This is a genomic window from Burkholderia arboris (genome assembly GCF_038723655.1).
Taxonomy (GTDB): domain Bacteria; phylum Pseudomonadota; class Gammaproteobacteria; order Burkholderiales; family Burkholderiaceae; genus Burkholderia; species Burkholderia arboris.
Map to the genome: position 1 here is coordinate 1,636,149 of NZ_CP109822.1, position 16,141 is coordinate 1,652,289.

The 16,141-nt window shown below is 67.3% G+C and carries 16 protein-coding genes; 12 read left to right on the forward strand and 4 right to left on the reverse strand.

What is annotated here, in order from left to right:
* Nucleotides 1-278: 278 nt before the first annotated feature.
* Nucleotides 279-1,340, forward strand: a complete 1,062-nt coding sequence (locus OHZ10_RS24690; RefSeq protein ID WP_059237109.1) for an asparaginase — start codon at nt 279-281, stop codon at nt 1,338-1,340.
* A 105-nt stretch (nt 1,341-1,445) separates the two neighbouring features.
* Here OHZ10_RS24690 and OHZ10_RS24695 read toward each other — a convergent pair whose 3' ends face one another.
* A complete protein-coding gene (locus tag OHZ10_RS24695) occupies nt 1,446-2,420 on the reverse strand; it encodes a LysR family transcriptional regulator (protein WP_059237108.1) in 975 nt (324 codons plus the stop codon).
* A 141-nt stretch (nt 2,421-2,561) separates the two neighbouring features.
* On the opposite strand from OHZ10_RS24695, the gene OHZ10_RS24700 reads away from it, so the two are divergent.
* Together OHZ10_RS24700 and OHZ10_RS24705 are read left to right on the forward strand one after the other, a co-directional pair.
* Nucleotides 2,562-3,968 (forward strand): aspartate ammonia-lyase, encoded by a 1,407-nt coding sequence (locus OHZ10_RS24700; protein ID WP_059237107.1) that lies wholly within the window; start codon nt 2,562-2,564, stop codon nt 3,966-3,968.
* 76 nt (nt 3,969-4,044) lie between these two features.
* Nucleotides 4,045-5,550: an amino acid permease gene (locus tag OHZ10_RS24705; protein ID WP_174991905.1), complete on the forward strand. Its 1,506-nt coding sequence runs from the start codon at nt 4,045-4,047 to the stop codon at nt 5,548-5,550.
* 47 nt (nt 5,551-5,597) lie between these two features.
* On the opposite strand, the gene OHZ10_RS24710 is transcribed toward OHZ10_RS24705, so the two are convergent.
* The gene (locus tag OHZ10_RS24710; RefSeq protein WP_059237105.1) at nt 5,598-6,287 is read right to left on the reverse strand and encodes an alpha/beta hydrolase; all 690 of its coding nucleotides are present in this window, start codon (nt 6,285-6,287) and stop codon (nt 5,598-5,600) included.
* Between the two features lie 522 nt (nt 6,288-6,809).
* On the opposite strand from OHZ10_RS24710, the gene OHZ10_RS24715 reads away from it, so the two are divergent.
* From OHZ10_RS24715 to OHZ10_RS24735, 5 genes are read left to right on the forward strand one after another with little or no spacing between them, the layout of a single operon-like run.
* Nucleotides 6,810-9,197 (forward strand): MCP four helix bundle domain-containing protein, encoded by a 2,388-nt coding sequence (locus OHZ10_RS24715; RefSeq protein WP_342705956.1) that lies wholly within the window; start codon nt 6,810-6,812, stop codon nt 9,195-9,197.
* A 22-nt stretch (nt 9,198-9,219) separates the two neighbouring features.
* Nucleotides 9,220-9,948, forward strand: coding sequence for a methyl-accepting chemotaxis protein (locus OHZ10_RS24720; RefSeq protein WP_059240753.1), 729 nt, complete (start codon nt 9,220-9,222; stop codon nt 9,946-9,948).
* Nucleotides 9,945-10,526, forward strand: coding sequence for a hypothetical protein (locus OHZ10_RS24725; RefSeq protein ID WP_059237103.1), 582 nt, complete (start codon nt 9,945-9,947; stop codon nt 10,524-10,526). Before OHZ10_RS24720 ends, OHZ10_RS24725 begins: the two co-directional genes overlap by 4 nt.
* Nucleotides 10,527-10,548: 22 nt before the next feature.
* Nucleotides 10,549-11,508 carry a chemotaxis protein CheX gene (locus OHZ10_RS24730; protein ID WP_059237102.1) on the forward strand — a complete coding sequence of 320 codons (960 nt, stop codon included), beginning with the start codon at nt 10,549-10,551 and terminating at the stop codon, nt 11,506-11,508.
* 29 nt (nt 11,509-11,537) lie between these two features.
* Nucleotides 11,538-11,903: a response regulator gene (locus tag OHZ10_RS24735; protein ID WP_031401467.1), complete on the forward strand. Its 366-nt coding sequence runs from the start codon at nt 11,538-11,540 to the stop codon at nt 11,901-11,903.
* A 37-nt stretch (nt 11,904-11,940) separates the two neighbouring features.
* On the opposite strand, the gene OHZ10_RS24740 is transcribed toward OHZ10_RS24735, so the two are convergent.
* The gene (locus OHZ10_RS24740) at nt 11,941-12,462 is read right to left on the reverse strand and encodes a DMT family transporter (RefSeq protein WP_059237101.1); all 522 of its coding nucleotides are present in this window, start codon (nt 12,460-12,462) and stop codon (nt 11,941-11,943) included.
* Between the two features lie 90 nt (nt 12,463-12,552).
* Here OHZ10_RS24740 and OHZ10_RS24745 point away from each other — a divergent pair, with 90 nt between their 5' ends.
* The 3 genes from OHZ10_RS24745 to OHZ10_RS24755 all read left to right on the forward strand — a co-directional run bounded on the left by OHZ10_RS24745 (nt 12,553) and on the right by OHZ10_RS24755 (nt 14,671).
* Nucleotides 12,553-13,458, forward strand: coding sequence for a LysR family transcriptional regulator (locus tag OHZ10_RS24745; RefSeq protein ID WP_256086533.1), 906 nt, complete (start codon nt 12,553-12,555; stop codon nt 13,456-13,458).
* A 159-nt stretch (nt 13,459-13,617) separates the two neighbouring features.
* Nucleotides 13,618-14,202, forward strand: a complete 585-nt coding sequence (locus tag OHZ10_RS24750; RefSeq protein ID WP_256086532.1) for a hypothetical protein — start codon at nt 13,618-13,620, stop codon at nt 14,200-14,202.
* Nucleotides 14,203-14,212: 10 nt separating this feature from the next.
* Nucleotides 14,213-14,671, forward strand: a complete 459-nt coding sequence (locus OHZ10_RS24755) for a DUF3592 domain-containing protein (RefSeq protein WP_059240752.1) — start codon at nt 14,213-14,215, stop codon at nt 14,669-14,671.
* Between the two features lie 12 nt (nt 14,672-14,683).
* Here OHZ10_RS24755 and OHZ10_RS24760 read toward each other — a convergent pair whose 3' ends face one another.
* Entirely contained in the window at nt 14,684-14,929 is a 246-nt protein-coding gene (locus OHZ10_RS24760; protein ID WP_340625095.1) for a hypothetical protein, read from the reverse strand.
* A 246-nt stretch (nt 14,930-15,175) separates the two neighbouring features.
* On the opposite strand from OHZ10_RS24760, the gene OHZ10_RS24765 reads away from it, so the two are divergent.
* On the forward strand, nt 15,176-15,970 hold the full coding sequence (locus tag OHZ10_RS24765) for an enoyl-CoA hydratase (protein WP_256086529.1): 795 nt from the start codon (nt 15,176-15,178) through the stop codon (nt 15,968-15,970).
* Nucleotides 15,971-16,141: the final 171 nt, after the last annotated feature.

The following is a 16,141-nucleotide window of genomic DNA, read 5'->3' on the forward strand; positions in this document are numbered from 1 at the left end:
TGCGGACAGCACAGTCCGCAGCATCGGAAAACGTCAATGTAAATGCGTATGATTCGCGTTTGCGGTCGCAATTGTACGGATTAGTACCAAATATGTAAACGATCGAATGGTTTTTGTACTAATTCAGTCAGGCATTCGTGGGGGCGCGATTGCCTTTGCGTCGTGTGCAACACCGCTTTCCATTGCACGGCCGGCGCGTGGCGGCGGCGACTCGCTACACTGCGGTACCGGTTGGACGGGCCCCGGCAGTCAGGCCCGGAGCAAGGAGACAAGACACGATGGACACCCCACGCGCAGCGGTCGTCACGTACCGCGGCAATACGATCGAGAACACGCACGTCGCCCATGTGGCGGTCGTGGACGCACGCGGCAGGTTGCTGGCCCGGTTCGGCGATCCGTTCCGGATGACGCTCGCGCGCTCGGCGGCCAAGCCGGCGCAGGCGTTGTCGGTGATCGAGACGGGCGCGGTGGAGCGCTTCGGCTTCGACGATGCGGACATCGCGCTGATGTGCGCGTCGCACAGCAGCGAGGACCGTCACATCGAACGCACGCGGGCCATGCTCGCGAAGGTGGCCGCGCACGAATCGGATCTGCGTTGCGGCGGCCATCCGCCGTTGTCCGATGCGGTGTATCGAGCATGGATCAAGCGCGACTACACGCCGACCGGCGTGTGCAGCAACTGTTCGGGCAAGCATGTCGGGATGCTGGCCGGCGCGCAGGCGATCGGCGCGGCAATCGCCGACTACCATCTGCCGGACCATCCGATGCAGGTGCGCGTCAAGCATGGGGTGGCCGACGCGTGCGGCCTGCGCGACGACGAGGTGGACTGGAGTATCGACGGGTGCAACCTGCCGACGCCGGCGTTCCCGCTGGATCGGCTCGCGCGTCTGTACGCGTCGCTGGCCGACGGCGCGGACGCGGTGGAGGCGGGCGGCGCGGTAACCGATCGCGTTCGCGCACTGGCGCGCATTCATCGCGCGATGACGGCCTATCCGGAACTGGTCGCAGGCGACGGCCGCTATTGCACGGTGCTGATGAACGCGTTCGACGGGCAGGTGGTCGGCAAGCTCGGCGCCGATGCGTGCTACGGGATCGGCGTGCGCGCATCGGAGCGCACGCGGCAGCTCGGCGCGGATGGCGCGCTCGGCATCTCGGTGAAGATCGAGGACGGCAATGTCGACGTGCTCTACATGGTCGTCAGCGAAGTCCTCGAGCGGCTGCGGATCGGAACGGCCGCACAGCGCGCGCAACTGGCCGGCTTCCACCGGCCGCCGATGCTCAACACGCAGGGCGTCGAGTTCGGTCACGCAACGTTCCCGTTCGAATTGCAGGCGGCCTGAGCGCCGTCGCCGCGCCGCTGCCGCCGGCCCGCGATCCGGGGCGCCTGCAGCGGCGCGCGCCCGCTCGCTGACCGGCTGGCGGGCGGGTACGAATGAACGCGCGAGTTACACGCGCCCCCCGCGAATCCTCGCAAGCTCCAGTTCCGACAGCTCGCCGATCTGCGCGAGGTGTTCCGCGAGAAAATCCTTCAGCACGCGTAGCTTCGCCGAGCTGCGCCGGTTCGCCAGATACGCGATGTAGATGAATTCGCCCGTCAGCCGGTTCTGCAGCCGGTAACGCGGCAGCACGGCTTCGAGCCGGCCGCTCGCGAGCAGGTCGCGTACCAGCCAGATCTCGAACTCCGCGATGCCGAGCCCCGCGCTGGTCGCTTCGAGCAGCAGTTCCGAATGATCGGTGACGAGATTGCCGGCCGGCAGCACGCTGTGCTGCGCGTCGTCGCTCGCGAGATGCCAGCGCGGATCGCCTTCCGGGTGCGCGTAGCGCAGGCAGTTGTGCTGCTTCAGGTCGTCCGGCGTCGCGGGGCGACCGCAGCGATCCAGATAGCCGGGCGTCGCACACAGGATGCTGTCGTTGCGCGACAGCCGGTGGACGACCAGGTTGTCCAGGTAATTCTCGCCTTCGTGAATGTCGAGATCGAACCCGCCGGCCACGAGGTCGTTGTGGTTGTCGGTGAGCCGCACGTCGAGCTGGATCGTCGGATAGCGTGCGAGAAACGGCGCGACCAGCGGCGCGAGATGGCGGCGGCCGAACGCGACCGGCGCGGTGAGCTTCAGTGGGCCGCTCGGCTGCGCATTCAGCTCGGCGACGACACGCAGCGTGTCGTCGAGATCGGCGATCAGCGTGACCGCGCGTTCCAGGTAGATGTGGCCGGCTTCGGTGAGCGTCACGCTGTGCGTGGAGCGGTGCAGCAGCGCGACGCCGAGTGCGTCCTCGATCGCCGTGACCTTGCGCGCGACGGTCGACGTCGATACGTGCATCTCCTTCGCGACCGCCGAAAAACTCCCCGTTTCGACCACTTTCACGAACGCGCGCATCGCGCCCAGATGATCGATGCCGGTTTCTCTTGCGCCTTTCTTCATTCGATTCTCGCTGTTGCATCCCACGCAAAACCGCTTTCGATAATACAGAGGCGAGCTTGTTTTTGCAAAGGCATAGAATGCGAACCCGTCGCGTCGGGAAGCGGTTCACGGCGAGCGGCACGAGACATTCAGGAGGGCACGATGACAGAAAACGGCTTCCGCGTCGAAGCGGATCTTTTAGGTAAACGAAGCATTCCGGTGGATGCCTATTACGGCGTCCATACGCTGCGCGCGAAAGAGAATTTCGACATTTCGGGCCGCACCATTGCGTCGCTGCCGTACCTCGTGATGGCGCTCGCGGCCGTGAAGGAAGCGGCGGCCGACGCCAATTGCGAACTCGGGCTGCTGTCGCGGCCACACCGCGATGCGATCGCCGCCGCGTGCGTCGAGATCCGTGAAGGGCGCCTGCACGACCAGTTCGTCGTCGACGTCATTCAGGGCGGCGCCGGCACGTCGACCAACATGAACGCGAACGAGGTGATCTGCAACCGCGCGCTCGAAATCATGGGGCACGCGCGCGGGCAGTACGAATACCTGCACCCGAACGAGCACGTCAATCTCGCGCAGAGCACCAACGACGTCTACCCGACCGCGATCCGCGTTGCGACGTGCTTCGCGGTCGAACACCTGCTCGAAGCGATGGCGCGGCTGCGCGATGCGTTCGCCGAACGGGCCGACGCATTCGCGGGCCTGCTGAAGCTCGGCCGCACGCAGTTGCAGGACGCGGTGCCGATGACGCTCGGTCAGGAATTCTCGACCTACGCGGTGATGCTGACGGAAGACATCGCGCGGCTGCAGGAAGCCGGCTGGCTGATTCGCGAGATCAATCTCGGGGCGACTGCGATCGGCACGGGGATCACCGCGCATCCGCAGTACGCGGAGAAGGCGCTGGCCGCGCTGCGGCGCCTCACCGGGCTCGACCTGAGCACAGCGCCGAACCTGATCGAGGCGACGCAGGATTGCGGCGCGTTCGTGCAGGTGTCGGGCGTGCTCAAGCGCATCGCGGTCAAGCTGTCGAAGATCTGCAACGACCTGCGGCTGCTGTCGAGCGGCCCGCGCGCCGGTTTCGGCGAGATCAACCTGCCGCCCATGCAGGCCGGCTCGTCGATCATGCCCGGCAAGGTGAATCCGGTAATTCCGGAGGTCGTCAACCAGGTCGCGTTCGAGGTGTTCGGCAACGACCTGACCGTGACCTTCGCGGCCGAGGCCGGGCAACTGCAGCTCAACGCGTTCGAGCCGGTGATCGCGAGCGCGCTGTTCCGCAGCTTCAGCCATCTGACGGCCGCCTGCACGACGCTCGCGGAGCGCTGCGTGAGCGGGATCACCGCGAACCCCGAGCGGCTGCGCGACACGATGGAGCGCTCGGTCGCGCTGGCCACCGCGCTGAACCCGTACATCGGCTACAAGCGTGCGACCGCCGTCGCCGCCGAAGCGCACGCAACCGGCAAATCGATCCGCGAGGTCGTGCTGGAGCGCGCGCTGATGACCGTCGCGCAGCTCGACGAGGCGCTGCAACCCGAAGCGCTGATCCGGCCGCGCGTGCTTTGACGGCGGCCGGCGCGTGGCCGGTCCGAAAGCGCCCCGGAGCGGGGCGCGACACACCAACAAACAACGGAGACTGACGATGAAACACACCAGCGAGCGCCCGGCCGATGCGGCCGGCGGCGCGGATTCCCGCCATGCCGATCCCGATGCGATGTTCGCGGCGCACGAAGCCGGCTATGCGAAACAGCTGAAGCCGCGGCACGTGCAGATGATCGCGATGGGCGGTGCGATCGGCACCGGCCTCTTTCTCGGCGCGGGCGGGCGCCTGCAAAGCGCGGGGCCCGCGCTGGCGCTCGTGTATCTCGTGTGCGGCGTGTTCGCGTTCCTGATCATGCGCGCGCTCGGCGAGCTCGTGATGCACCGGCCGACCAGCGGCAGCTTCGTGTCCTACGCACGCGAGTTCATGGGCGAGCGCGCGTCGTTCGTCGCCGGCTGGATGTACTACCTGAACTGGGCGACGACCGGCATCGTCGACATCACCGCGGTCGCGATCTACATGAAGTACTGGGCCGTGTTCACCGACGTGCCGCAATGGGTGTTCGCGCTTGGCGCGCTCGGGATCGTGTCGGTGATGAACATGATCGGCGTGAAGGTGTTCGGCGAGATGGAGTTCTGGTTCTCGCTCGTCAAGGTCGGCACGCTCGCGGTGTTCCTCGCGGTCGGCGCCGTGTTTCTCGCGAGCGGCCATCCGGTTGCGGGGCAGATGCCGGGGCTTCATCTCGTCGCGGATCACGGCGGGATCTTTCCGCACGGCATCCTGCCGGCCGTGCTGATCGTGCAGGGCGTCGTGTTCGCGTATGCGAGCATCGAGCTCGTCGGCGTCGCGGCGGGCGAGACCGCCGATGCGCGCAAGGTGCTGCCGAAGGCGATCAACAGCGTGATGTGGCGCATTGCATTGTTCTACGTCGGTTCGGTCGTGCTGCTGACGATGCTGCTGCCGTGGACTGCGTACAGCGCGCACGAAAGCCCGTTCGTCACGTTCTTCAGCAAGCTCGGCGTGCCGTACGTCGGCACGGTGATGAACGTCGTGGTGCTGACCGCCGCGCTGTCGAGCCTGAATTCCGGCCTTTATTCGACCGGACGCGTGCTGCGCTCGCTCGCGATGGGCGGATCGGCGCCGCGCTTCGTATCGCGGATGAATGCGCGCGGCGTGCCGTACGGCGGGATCCTGATCACGGTCGCGATCAATGCGATCGGCGTGCCGCTGAACTATATCGTCCCGGCGCAGGCGTTCGAGATCGTGCTGAACATGGCGTCGCTCGGAATCATCACGACGTGGGGCTTCATCGTGATGTGCCAGATCCTGTTCCGCCGCGCGGTCGATCGCGGCGAGTTGAAGGCCGTGTCGTTCCGGATGCCCGGCGCGCCGGTCACGTCGTGGCTCACGCTCGCGTTCCTGGCCGGTGTGCTGGTGCTGATGGCGTTCGACTATCCGGGCGGCACGTGGACGGTCGCGACGATTCCGGTGGTGGTGCTTGCACTGGCGGTCGGCTGGAAGCTGGCGAAGCGCGGCGCCGAGCGCGAGCCGGCGGTTGCCGCGCCTGCCTCTGCGCGTGCCGTTGCCGATCCTGCGCAGAACGCTTGACGGCATGCGCTGGCCCGTTCGCGGGCCGGCTTGCCGGCGCGGTCAGTTCAAGGTCGGTTCAGCCCGGTACGCTCGCCGACCCACCGACCGAAATCACCGGCCATTTCCGCAGTCAGTTCGTGCCCGGCCGCGTACAGGCGCGTATCGTGCGCGACGCCGAGCGCCGTGAGCTTCGCGTCGGCCGTGTCGGCCCAGGCGACGGGCAGCTTGTCGTCGAAGCGGCCGTGGACGATCAACGCATGGAGCGGGCGAAGCGCGTCGCGCGGTGCGATCAGCGGATCGATTTCCGGCAGGATGCGCCCGCACAGCACGGCGAACGCGGTGACGTCGTCCGGCGACGTGAGGCCGACGGCGGCGCTCATGATGCCGCCCTGGCTGAAGCCGGCGATCACGGCCGGCAACCGCGATGCCGCGCCGTCCTGCGCACGGAAGGCGCGCAGCAGCGCGATCAGCTGCACGCGGCTCGCGTCCGCGCGGGCCGCATCGATTTCAGGGCCGTTCGGGCCGAAGCGCACCGGAAACCACGCATGCTGATTGGGCCCGAACGTGAGCGGGCCGCGCACGAACGCGATTTCGATGCGCGGATCGACCCCGTCGGCCACGTTCAGCAGGTTGGTTTCGTGGCCGCCGACGCCGTGCAGCAGCAACAGGCGCGCGACGGGGCGGCCGGCGGCCGGGCGCAGCCGGTACTGGAGGCCCGAATCGGGATCGGTGGTCAGCGGCAGGGCGTCGGTCATCGCGTGGGTCCGGAGAGAGAAACGATGCGACAGTCTAGATCGTGCGGACGGGGAGGTGAATCGCCGGGAGGCGATTGATTGTTTCCTGAATGGAATGAATCCGGTCGCGTGCGCCAGGGCCGGAACGCTCGCGCGAACGACGCGCAACCTGAAACTTTTGCGCTTGCGCCGCCGCGGTTATAAAAAGATGCCAAAACAAACCGCCTCACGGATAATGCGCAAACGTTTTACCGGCATTCAATAAAATTGATTTTGCGGAACACGAATAAAACAACGAATATCCGCTACTTCGCCGATCCTGCAACCTCCACAGCCACACCGGCCTTGGCAGCCGGAAGTTAACGGCTAATCCGAAAAAAACTTTAGGCTTTTTCCGTCGCAATTATTCATTTCATTTTCGTCAATGACCGATTGATTTTCGGTCATCGGACAGTCATACACCATCCCCGATAATTCGGCGCTCACATTCTTTCAATAGACCAAAGGGCGATCGAAGCCGGATCGCTGCGGGGAGCTGTACTCATGACCATCCGTCATCGCATTACGCTGCTAGTCGTCCTGACGTTCTTCGCGCTGTCCGCGATCGGCATCTATGCCGTGTACCAGACACGCAAGAGCGCGTCCGAGGTGCGTCAGGTCACCCAGGGCATCGTGCCGAGCGCGCTCGCGTCGGCCGATCTCGTCGCCGATGTGAAGAACATCCAGATCGCGACGATGACGCTCGTCTACGCGCCCGACGCGAACACCGCCGCGCAGGCGCGCGACGAGCTGAAGGCGAAGCAGGCCGCGCTGCGCGCCGCGCTCGACGTGCAGGCGAAATCGGCGGTCGGCCGCGCACAGGAAGGCCTCGTCACGCAGGCGAAGGACAGCGTCGCGAACTATTTCGCGGCGATCGACGACACCGTGAAGATGAAGGCGGACGGCAAGGCCGAGATGGCGCAGGCGTACCTGTTCGCGAACGTCGCGCAGTATCGCGACGAACTCGAAAGCATCGTCGACACGCTGCGGGTCGAGAAGAACCGCCAGAAGGACGATGCGATCAGCGCGCTGAACGGGATGCTCGCAACCACGGCGACCGCGATCGCAGGCGTCGCCGGCACGGTGATCGTGCTGCTGACCGCGCTCGGCTTCGTGCTGTATCGCCAGATTACGCGCCCGCTGATCGGGATGCAGACGGCGATGAGCGAGATCGCGACGAGCCAGGATTTCACGCGCCGCGTGCCGGTGGGCCGGATGGACGAAATCGGCCATTCGATCGTCGCGTTCAACGGGATGATCGAGAAGATCCAGGAGAACGCCGCGCAGCTCAAGCAGAAGACGGCGGACATCCAGGCGATGCTGCAGAACATGCAGCAGGGGATCCTGACCGTCGTCGAGGGCGGTGTCGTGCATGCGGAGTATTCGGCGTACCTCGAAACCATCTTCGAGACGAACGACATCGCTGGCCGCGACCTGATGGCGCTCGTGTTCGACGATTCGGCGATCGGCGCCGATGCGCGCTCGCAGGTCGATGCGGCCGTGCATGCGTGCCTCGGCGAAGACAGCATGAACTTCGAATTCAACGAGCACCTGCTCGTCAACGAAGTCGCGAAGCGGATGCCCGACGGCCGCGAGAAGTGGCTCGACCTGAGCTGGTCGGCGATCACCGACGAGACCGACACGGTCGTGCGCCTGATGCTGTGCGTGCGCGACGTGACCGAAATCCGCGAGCTGACCGCGCAGGCCGGCGAGCAGCAGCGCCGCCTCGAGATGATCGGCGAGATCCTGTCGATCAGCCAGGACAAGTTCCACGACTTCGTGCACAGCGCGAAGGGCTTCCTCAGCGAGAACGAACGGATGATCCGCCAGCACGAGCGCGCCGATCATTCGATCGTCGCGGCGCTGTTCCGCAACATGCACACGATCAAGGGCAATGCGCGGACGTACAGCCTCCAGCACCTGACGAACATCGTCCACGAAGCGGAGCAGGCGTACGAATCGCTGCGCCGCGCGGACGGTGGCCCCGAGTGGAACCGCGACGCGCTGATGGACGACCTGGCGCGGGTGCGCGACGCCGTCGAACACTACGCGACGATCAATGCGGTCACGCTCGGCCGCAGCGGCGAACCGGTGCAGGACGGCGCCGACTTCCTGATGGTCGAACGCGCGCACATCAGCGAGAGCCTGCGCGTGCTCGACGGCGCCGATCCGGCGAACGCGTCCGACTGGCACGCGGCACGCGATGCCGTGCGCCGCATGCTGAGCCAGCTCGGCACGCAGGGCATCGGCGACGCGCTCGGCGGCGTGATCGAGTCGCTGCCGTCGCTCGCGGCCGAACTCGGCAAGCCGGCGCCCGTCGTGCATATCGACAGCCACGGCCAGCGCGTGCGCAGCGAGATCGCCGCGACGCTGAAGAACGTGTTCATGCACCTGCTGCGCAATTCGATCGACCACGGCATCGAATCGTCCGAAGAGCGGCGCGCGGCCGGCAAGGCGGCGTCCGGCACGATCGACATCGCGGTGGGCGTGGGCGGCGGCGAGCTGTGGTTCGTGCTCGGCGACGACGGCCGCGGCCTCGCGCTCGACCGGATTCGCGGGATTGCGCGCGAGTGCGGCTGGATCGATGCCGGCAACGAAGCGGCGCTGTCCGACGAAGACGTTGCCGAGCTGATCTTCCGGCCGGGCTTCTCGACCGCGCAAACGGTGACCGAAGTGTCGGGGCGCGGCGTCGGCATGGACGCGGTGCGCAACTTCCTGAAACGCGATGGCGGCGACATCGCGCTGCGCTTCACCGACGATCGCGCCGGCGCGCCGTATCGCGCGTTCGAGACGATCGTGTCGCTGCCGGCGCGTTTCGCGGCAGATGGTGCCGCTCACGGCACCGTGCACGAGCCGCGTGCGCGCATCGCGGATATCGGCGCAGCGGAGTGACGAAGTGATCGTGCAGGCTTGGATGATTCAGATGGCCGCCGCGCTGGCGGGCGGCGTGGTGGTCGCGGTGGTGGCGGCCGTCGTGTTCCGCGTGACGCGCACACGGCTCGTCGCTGCGCTGGAGCGCGATGCGGATACGTTGCGCGGCGCGCTCGACGCAGCCGACGCACGTGCGGAAGAGGCGGTGTCGGCGCATGCGGAGGCGGCCGACGCGTGGGCGCACCGTGAGGCGCAGCTTCAGGACGCGCTCGCGAGCGAGGTATCCGCGGCCGGCACGCAGCGCGATGCGCTGCAGGCGCTGTCGGCCGACCGCGCCGCACTCGCGCAGCATGCGATGAAGATCGCCGACGAAGCCGCGCGGCTGCGCGGGCTCGCCGGCACGTTCGAGCGCTGGCACGAGCAGATGATCTCGCTGACCACGCAGAACCATGACATGCGCACGAAGAACCTGGAGCTGTCGGCGATCGTCGCGCACGTGTCGATCGTGTCGCTCAACGCATCGATCGAGGCCGCCCGCGCAGGGTCGGCCGGGCGCGGCTTCTCGATCGTCGCGAGCGAGGTGCGCGGGCTGGCCGCGCGCTCGCAGCAATTGTCGAACAGCTATCGCGACAGCCTGAACCGCAACGATCTCGTGACGGCCGCGACGTTCCAGGACATCCAGGCCGGCGGCAAGATGATCACGGCCGCGCTCGCGACCGTCGAGACGCTGGCCGGGCAGTTGCACGCGCGCATCGAAGGAGAGGCGGCGTGATCAGCGAGCAGGCGAAGGCAGGCTTCGAACGGATCTTCTTCGACGCGGCGCGTACGCGGCTCGCGTCCGGCGGCGCGTGCGACATCCGGCCGTCCGCCGGCCACGAACATGACGGGCCCGATCGCTCGTCTGCGCGGCCGCGCTCGAAGCCGAAGGTGCCCGAGCATGTCACGGTGCTGACGATCTCCGCGCTGCATTTCCGCCTGTTGCTCGCGCTGCGCTTCAGTGACGACGACGCGACCCGCCGCCATTTCGCCGGCACGACGGCGGGCACGAGCAGCCAGCGGCCGCTGCCCGAAGCGTTCATGGAAGTTGCGAACCTGTGCTGCGGCGCGATCAACCAGGCGCTGACCACGCCGTTTCCCGATCTCGGGATGTCGACGCCGTATCTGCTGAGCGGTGCGAGCATCGACTACATGCCCGCGCTCGCCCCCGATTACGTGGCGGCATACGACCTGACGCTCGATGGCGACGTGCGGGTCGGTGCGACGCTGTGCGTGTGCGCGAACGCGCCGGTCGATTTCCATGTGCCGGAAACGGCGACGGTGGATTCCGGCGGCGAGCTCGAACTGTTCTGACCGACCATCAGGAAATCTTGAGATGACCGAAGACCAACCCGTCAGCAAGGTGCTCGTCCTCGACGACAGCCGCATGCATGCCGAAGCGATCAAGCGCTTCTGCGACGAGCACAACCTGGTCGGCCTGACCGTGCGGCGCAGCCGGCTGCTGAAGGTGCTGCGTTCGAACATCGATCTCGGCGCGATCCTGCTGGCCGAGGATTACGGCGGCTCGCCGGCCGAGAGCGCGATCATCGCGACGCAGATCGATGCGCTGCGCCCCGAATTGCCGATCATCCTGCGCCGCGAATCGCTCGCGTCGCGCGACGGGCTGCCGGATGCGCTCGCGCGCGTCGCGTGCGCGGCGTACGTCGCCGACGACATGACGCCGCTCAAGCGCGCAATCGACGAATACCTGTTCGGCCGCGATTATCCGAACGCGCTCGTGCGCGGCATTTCGGAGATCACCGAGGCGCGCATCGACAGCCTGTTCCCGGGCATGACGATCGAGCACGACACGCCGTGCATCGTCCGCGACCAGATCATCTTCGGCGAAGTGTTCAGCCTGATCGCGCTCGAAAGCGCATGGTGCCGCGGCTACATGCTGCTGCAGACGAGCGAGCAGCCGCTGCTCGACATGATCGGCGGCACCCGCGACGACGGCCGAGCGCCGGATTTCCGCGACGTGAACAGCGTGCTCGGCGAACTGACGAACCTCGTGTGGGGCGCGTTCAAGAACCGCTATCTCGGCGACGCCGAGGCACTGGCGCGCCATCCGGTGCAGGTGCCGCTCGTCGTCAATCACAAGCAGAAGTTCATCTCGTTCGGCGGCGACTGTCCGCAGCTCTGTTTCAAGTACCGGATGACCGATCCGCAATCGGGGCGCTCGGTCTGCCTCGACCAGCGTTTCGTGTTCAGCCTGAGCTGGTCGCCGGAGGATTTCCGCGAATCGGTGCAGGACGTGGGGCCGATGGTCGAATCGGGCGAACTCGAACTGTTTTGAAGTCAGCAACAAGGAAAGGGGAATACGACATGGCAAAGATTCTGGTGGTCGACGATTCGGGCACGGTGCGCGACGAAGTCGCGGGCTTCCTGCGCAATCACGGGCTCGACGTCGCGACGGCCGTCGACGGCAAGGACGGGCTCGCGAAGCTCAAGGCGACGCCCGGCGTGCGCCTCGTGATCAGCGACGTGAACATGCCGAACATGGACGGCCTGACGATGGTCGAGAAGATCCGCGGCGAACTGGCGAACGCGACGGTCAACGTCGTGATGCTGACGACCGAAAGCAGCCCGGCGATGAAGGAGCGCGGCAAGGCCGCCGGCGTGAAGGGCTGGATCGTGAAGCCGTTCAAGGGCGACGCGGTGCTCGACGCACTGAAGAAGCTCGCGGGCTGACGCACGTCCGGCCGCAGCGGGCCCGTCACCGTCGCCGTCAATGCTGCGGTTCGGGTTGCGCGGCCGCCGCGCTGCGCGCCGGAACCGGCGCGGGCGTCTGCCATTGCACGACGATCATGCCCGCGAAGATCAGCGCGACGCCCGCGATGCGGCCGGGCGTCGCGAGCCGTTGCGCGAGGCCCATCAGCCCGTAGTGATCGATCAGCAGCGACGCGAGCATCTGTCCGGCCACGACGCAGACGATGAAGGTCGTCGCGCCGAGCCGTGGCGTCAGGATCAGCGCGAGCGTGATGTAGATCACGCCCGCAAGGCCGCCGAGCCACATCCACAGCGGGCGCTGCAGCGCTTCGCCGACGAGCGGCGCGTTCGCGCGCGTCGCCAGCAGCACCGGCAGTACCGCGAGCAGGCTGACCGTCAGCGACGCGACGCTGGCCCATAGCGGGTGGCCGAGCGCCCGCCCGAGCGCGGCATTGCTGCCGCCCTGCAGCGGTACGAGCGCGCCGGCGACGAAAGCCGCGACGGCGAGCGGAAGGGTGGCGAAGGAAAGCGAAGTCGTCATCTTGGTCGGTCTTGAAAGGGTGTCGAAAAGATTGTCATCCATTAAGATGGCGAATGGAAATTCGTCTTTCGGATGCTTCATATTCGCCCCATGAATAACCTCGCCCGTATCGACCTGAACCTGCTCGTCACGCTGCATGTGCTGCTGAGCGAGCGTCACATCTCGCGCGCGGCGACCCGGCTGCACAAGAGCCAGCCGGCCGTGAGCCATGCGCTCGCGCGGCTGCGCGAGATTTTCGGCGATCCGCTGCTCGTGCGGCGCGCAGGCCGGCTCGAGCTGACTGCACGGGCGAACGAGCTGGTCGAGCCGCTGAACGACGTCCTTGGCCGGCTCGGCGCATTGATCGAGCCGCCGGCGTTCGATCCGTCCGCGGCCACGCGCGTCTTTCGGATCGCGATGTCCGATTACGGCGCGCGGATCGTGCTGCCCACGCTCGTGAAGACGTTGCGCGCCGACGCGCCGGGCATCGAGCTGATCGTGTCGCAGGCCACGCGCGAGGCGATGCGCATGCAGCTGATGGATGGCGAGGTCGATCTTGCACTCGGCGTGCTGCCTGCATTGCAGCGCGACCTGCATGCGCAGCCGCTGTTCGTCGAATCGTTCGCGTGCGTGGCCGACGCGAGCCGCCTGCCGCGCCGCGGTGAACTCGCGCTCGACGCGTGGCTCGCGCGGCCGCATGCACTCGTCGCGATGCGCGACGGCATGGACAACGAGGTCGATCGCGCGCTCGCACGGCTGCGGCGCGAGCGGCACATTGCGGTGATCCTGCCGTTCTGGGGCGTCGCCAACGACTTGATCGCCGGCACGGATCTCGTGCTGACCGTCGCGCGCCGGAACCTCGATCGCGTGCGCGACGACGCGCGCCTGCGCGTGTTCGAGCCACCGTTCCCGATCGATCCGTTCGAGTTTGCGCAGCACTGGCATGAACGCCGGCATGGCGACGCCGCGCACGTCTGGCTGCGGCAGACGATCGCGCGCGTCGCGAGCGGCGGGTAGCGACGGGTAGCGACGGGTAGCGGCACCGCGCGGCCGATTGCGGGCGCAACGATTTACAGTGCGCCGCGATGTCCGTATCCTGCCGGATGCCGAGGGCGGCGTGCCTGCGCGTCATGCGCAGCACGCCCGGCATCCATCGCAATCAGGAACAGGATTCCAATGACAACCAGGATCGACCGGGCAGCGCTCGTGCGCGGCGCATGCGTGACGCTGGTGGCCGCGCTGGCAGGCGGATGCGCCGGCACCGCGCAGCAGCATGCACAGCAGGCTGCCGTCGGCAACGGTTCGTCGTACACGTGCAATCCCACGCAGGTCGACGGGCAGGCAACGGCCGGGAAGGGCGCCAACGGGTGCTATTTCGTGCTGCACGATCCCGCGACGAAGCAGGCGCTGCCGAACACGCGCTATGCATTCGCGCTCTATACGAGCGCATCCCTGGACAACCGGGAACTCGAAGTCGAAGGCGCGACCGACGCGCAGGGACGCACGATTTTCATGCGTTCCGCCGCGCCGATCGATCCGGCGCGCATGATACTCGTGCGTATCGTCGGCGATGGCCCGACGGGGCGCATCCCGGTGTTGGTCCGGCCGACCGACGGCAAGCGCATTCCGTTCGCGCAATACAAGGTCATGGGCTGCAACGGCCCGTACGAAGGCGTGACCGACGAAACGGGGCGCGGCGTGATGTACCGTTGCAAGTCGCAGTCGAAGATCGACGTGTCGTTCTATCAGTCGCGCCCGTGAGGTGAGCGAGATGGTGTCCCGATCCGAAGGCGCCGCCAAGCCGCGCACGGAGACGCTGATCGCGAAAGGCGTCCTTTTTACCCTGGTCGGAGCGGGCCTGCTGATCGGCATCGCGCTGTACGCGCAGTCGACGCGCGAATTCCTGCGAACGTCGGTCGTCGTGCCGGGCCGCGTCATCAAGCTGAACGCCGGCAAGCATCATCCCGAGATCGCGTTCACGACGCTCGCGGGCGAGCATGTCGAATATGCGCAGGGCGGCCTGGTCAGCGAGCAGGACGGCGCGACGGTCGAGGTGCGCTACGCGCCGGACGAGCCCAGGATGACCGCACAGCTGAATACGTTCGGCGCGATCTGGGGCGACGTGCTGATCTTCGGCGCGATGGGCGCCGTCTTTTTCGGCGCGGGCGTCGGGCACCTGTGGTCGGGTGTGCGCGCGTGGCGCGGCGGGCGCCAGCCGGTCGCGCGCTGACGCGGAAGCCCGCTACCGGGCGGAAGGCCCGGCGGTCGCAAATTCGACGACGACGGCTTCGGTCGCCGCCGCACTCGCGCTGCGTGCGCCGTGGCCGGTGGTCCGGGCGGCGTTGATCGCATTCGGCACCGGGGCCGCGTTGTCGGTAGCGCCGATGATCGCGACCGTGCTCGAACAGGTGCCCGCGGACGCGGCGGGCGCGGCATCGGAGGGCCTCAATGCGGCGAGGCAGGCCGGAAGCTTGTCCGGCGTGGCCATTGCAGGCGCCGCGACGATCCTGTTGCCGGATCGGAGCGACGCGCTGCGGGCGGTCGCGGCGCTCGGATGCGTCGCCTGTGCGACGGCCGCCTTTGCGGCACGGCGGGCCGCAAGACGAGTGGCACATGACTGGACGTCACACGGAATGTGGAGGACCATTTCGTCACGATGCTGCGAACGGACGCATGCCGTGGCCGTCCGTTCGTGCCGCACCGAATCCTGCCGAACGCCGCCGAGTGGAACATCATGGAACCCGATCACGAGACTGCCGAGCCGATCCTGTTGCGCGACGCGCACGACGGCGTCGTCACGCTGCGGTTGAATCGCCCGCAGCAGTTCAACGCGTTGTCCGAGGCGATGCTTGCGAGCCTGCACGATGCGTTCGATACGCTGGCGGCCGATCCGCACGTGCGCTGCGTCGTGCTGGCCGCCGAAGGCAAGGCGTTCTGCGCGGGCCACGACCTGCGGCAGATGCGCAGCCGGCCCGAACTCGACTACTACCGCACGCTGTTCGCGCAGTGCAGCCGCGTGATGCTCGCGATGCGCGCATTGCCAGTGCCGGTGATCGCGCGCGTGCACGGCATCGCGACGGCGGCCGGCTGCCAGCTCGTTGCCGCGTGCGACCTTGCAATCGCCGCCGATACCGCGCGCTTCGCGGTATCGGGCATCAACGTCGGGCTGTTCTGCTCGACACCGGCCGTCGCGTTGAGCCGCAACGTCGCCGCGAAGCGCGCGTTCGACATGCTCGTGACCGGGCGTTTCGTCGATGCGGCGACGGCCGCCGCGTGGGGGCTCGTCAACGAGGCCGTGCCCGAGGACGCGCTCGATGCGGCCGTCGCGCGCAAGGTCGCGGAGATCGTCGCGAAGAGCCCGGCCGCGGTGCGATTTGGCAAGCAGATGTTCTATCGCCAGCGCGAGTTGCCGCTCGACGAAGCCTATGCGTATGCGGGCGACGTGATGGCGCGCAACATGATGGAAGAGGATGCGGGCGAGGGGATCGACGCGTTTCTCGAAAAGCGCCAGCCGACGTGGCGTTCGTGACGCGTCGGCGCAAGCGGGCAGCGTGCGGTTCGGAAGGAACGTCACGCGATTTCGTTGGTTTTGCCGGTTTGGCTCGCATGCGGTGCCGCTGCGCCGGAAAGCAAACGGGCCACCCGAGGCGGCCCGCAAGCAAGGCGTGCGGCACGCACGGCGACACGACAGCGCGCCGCC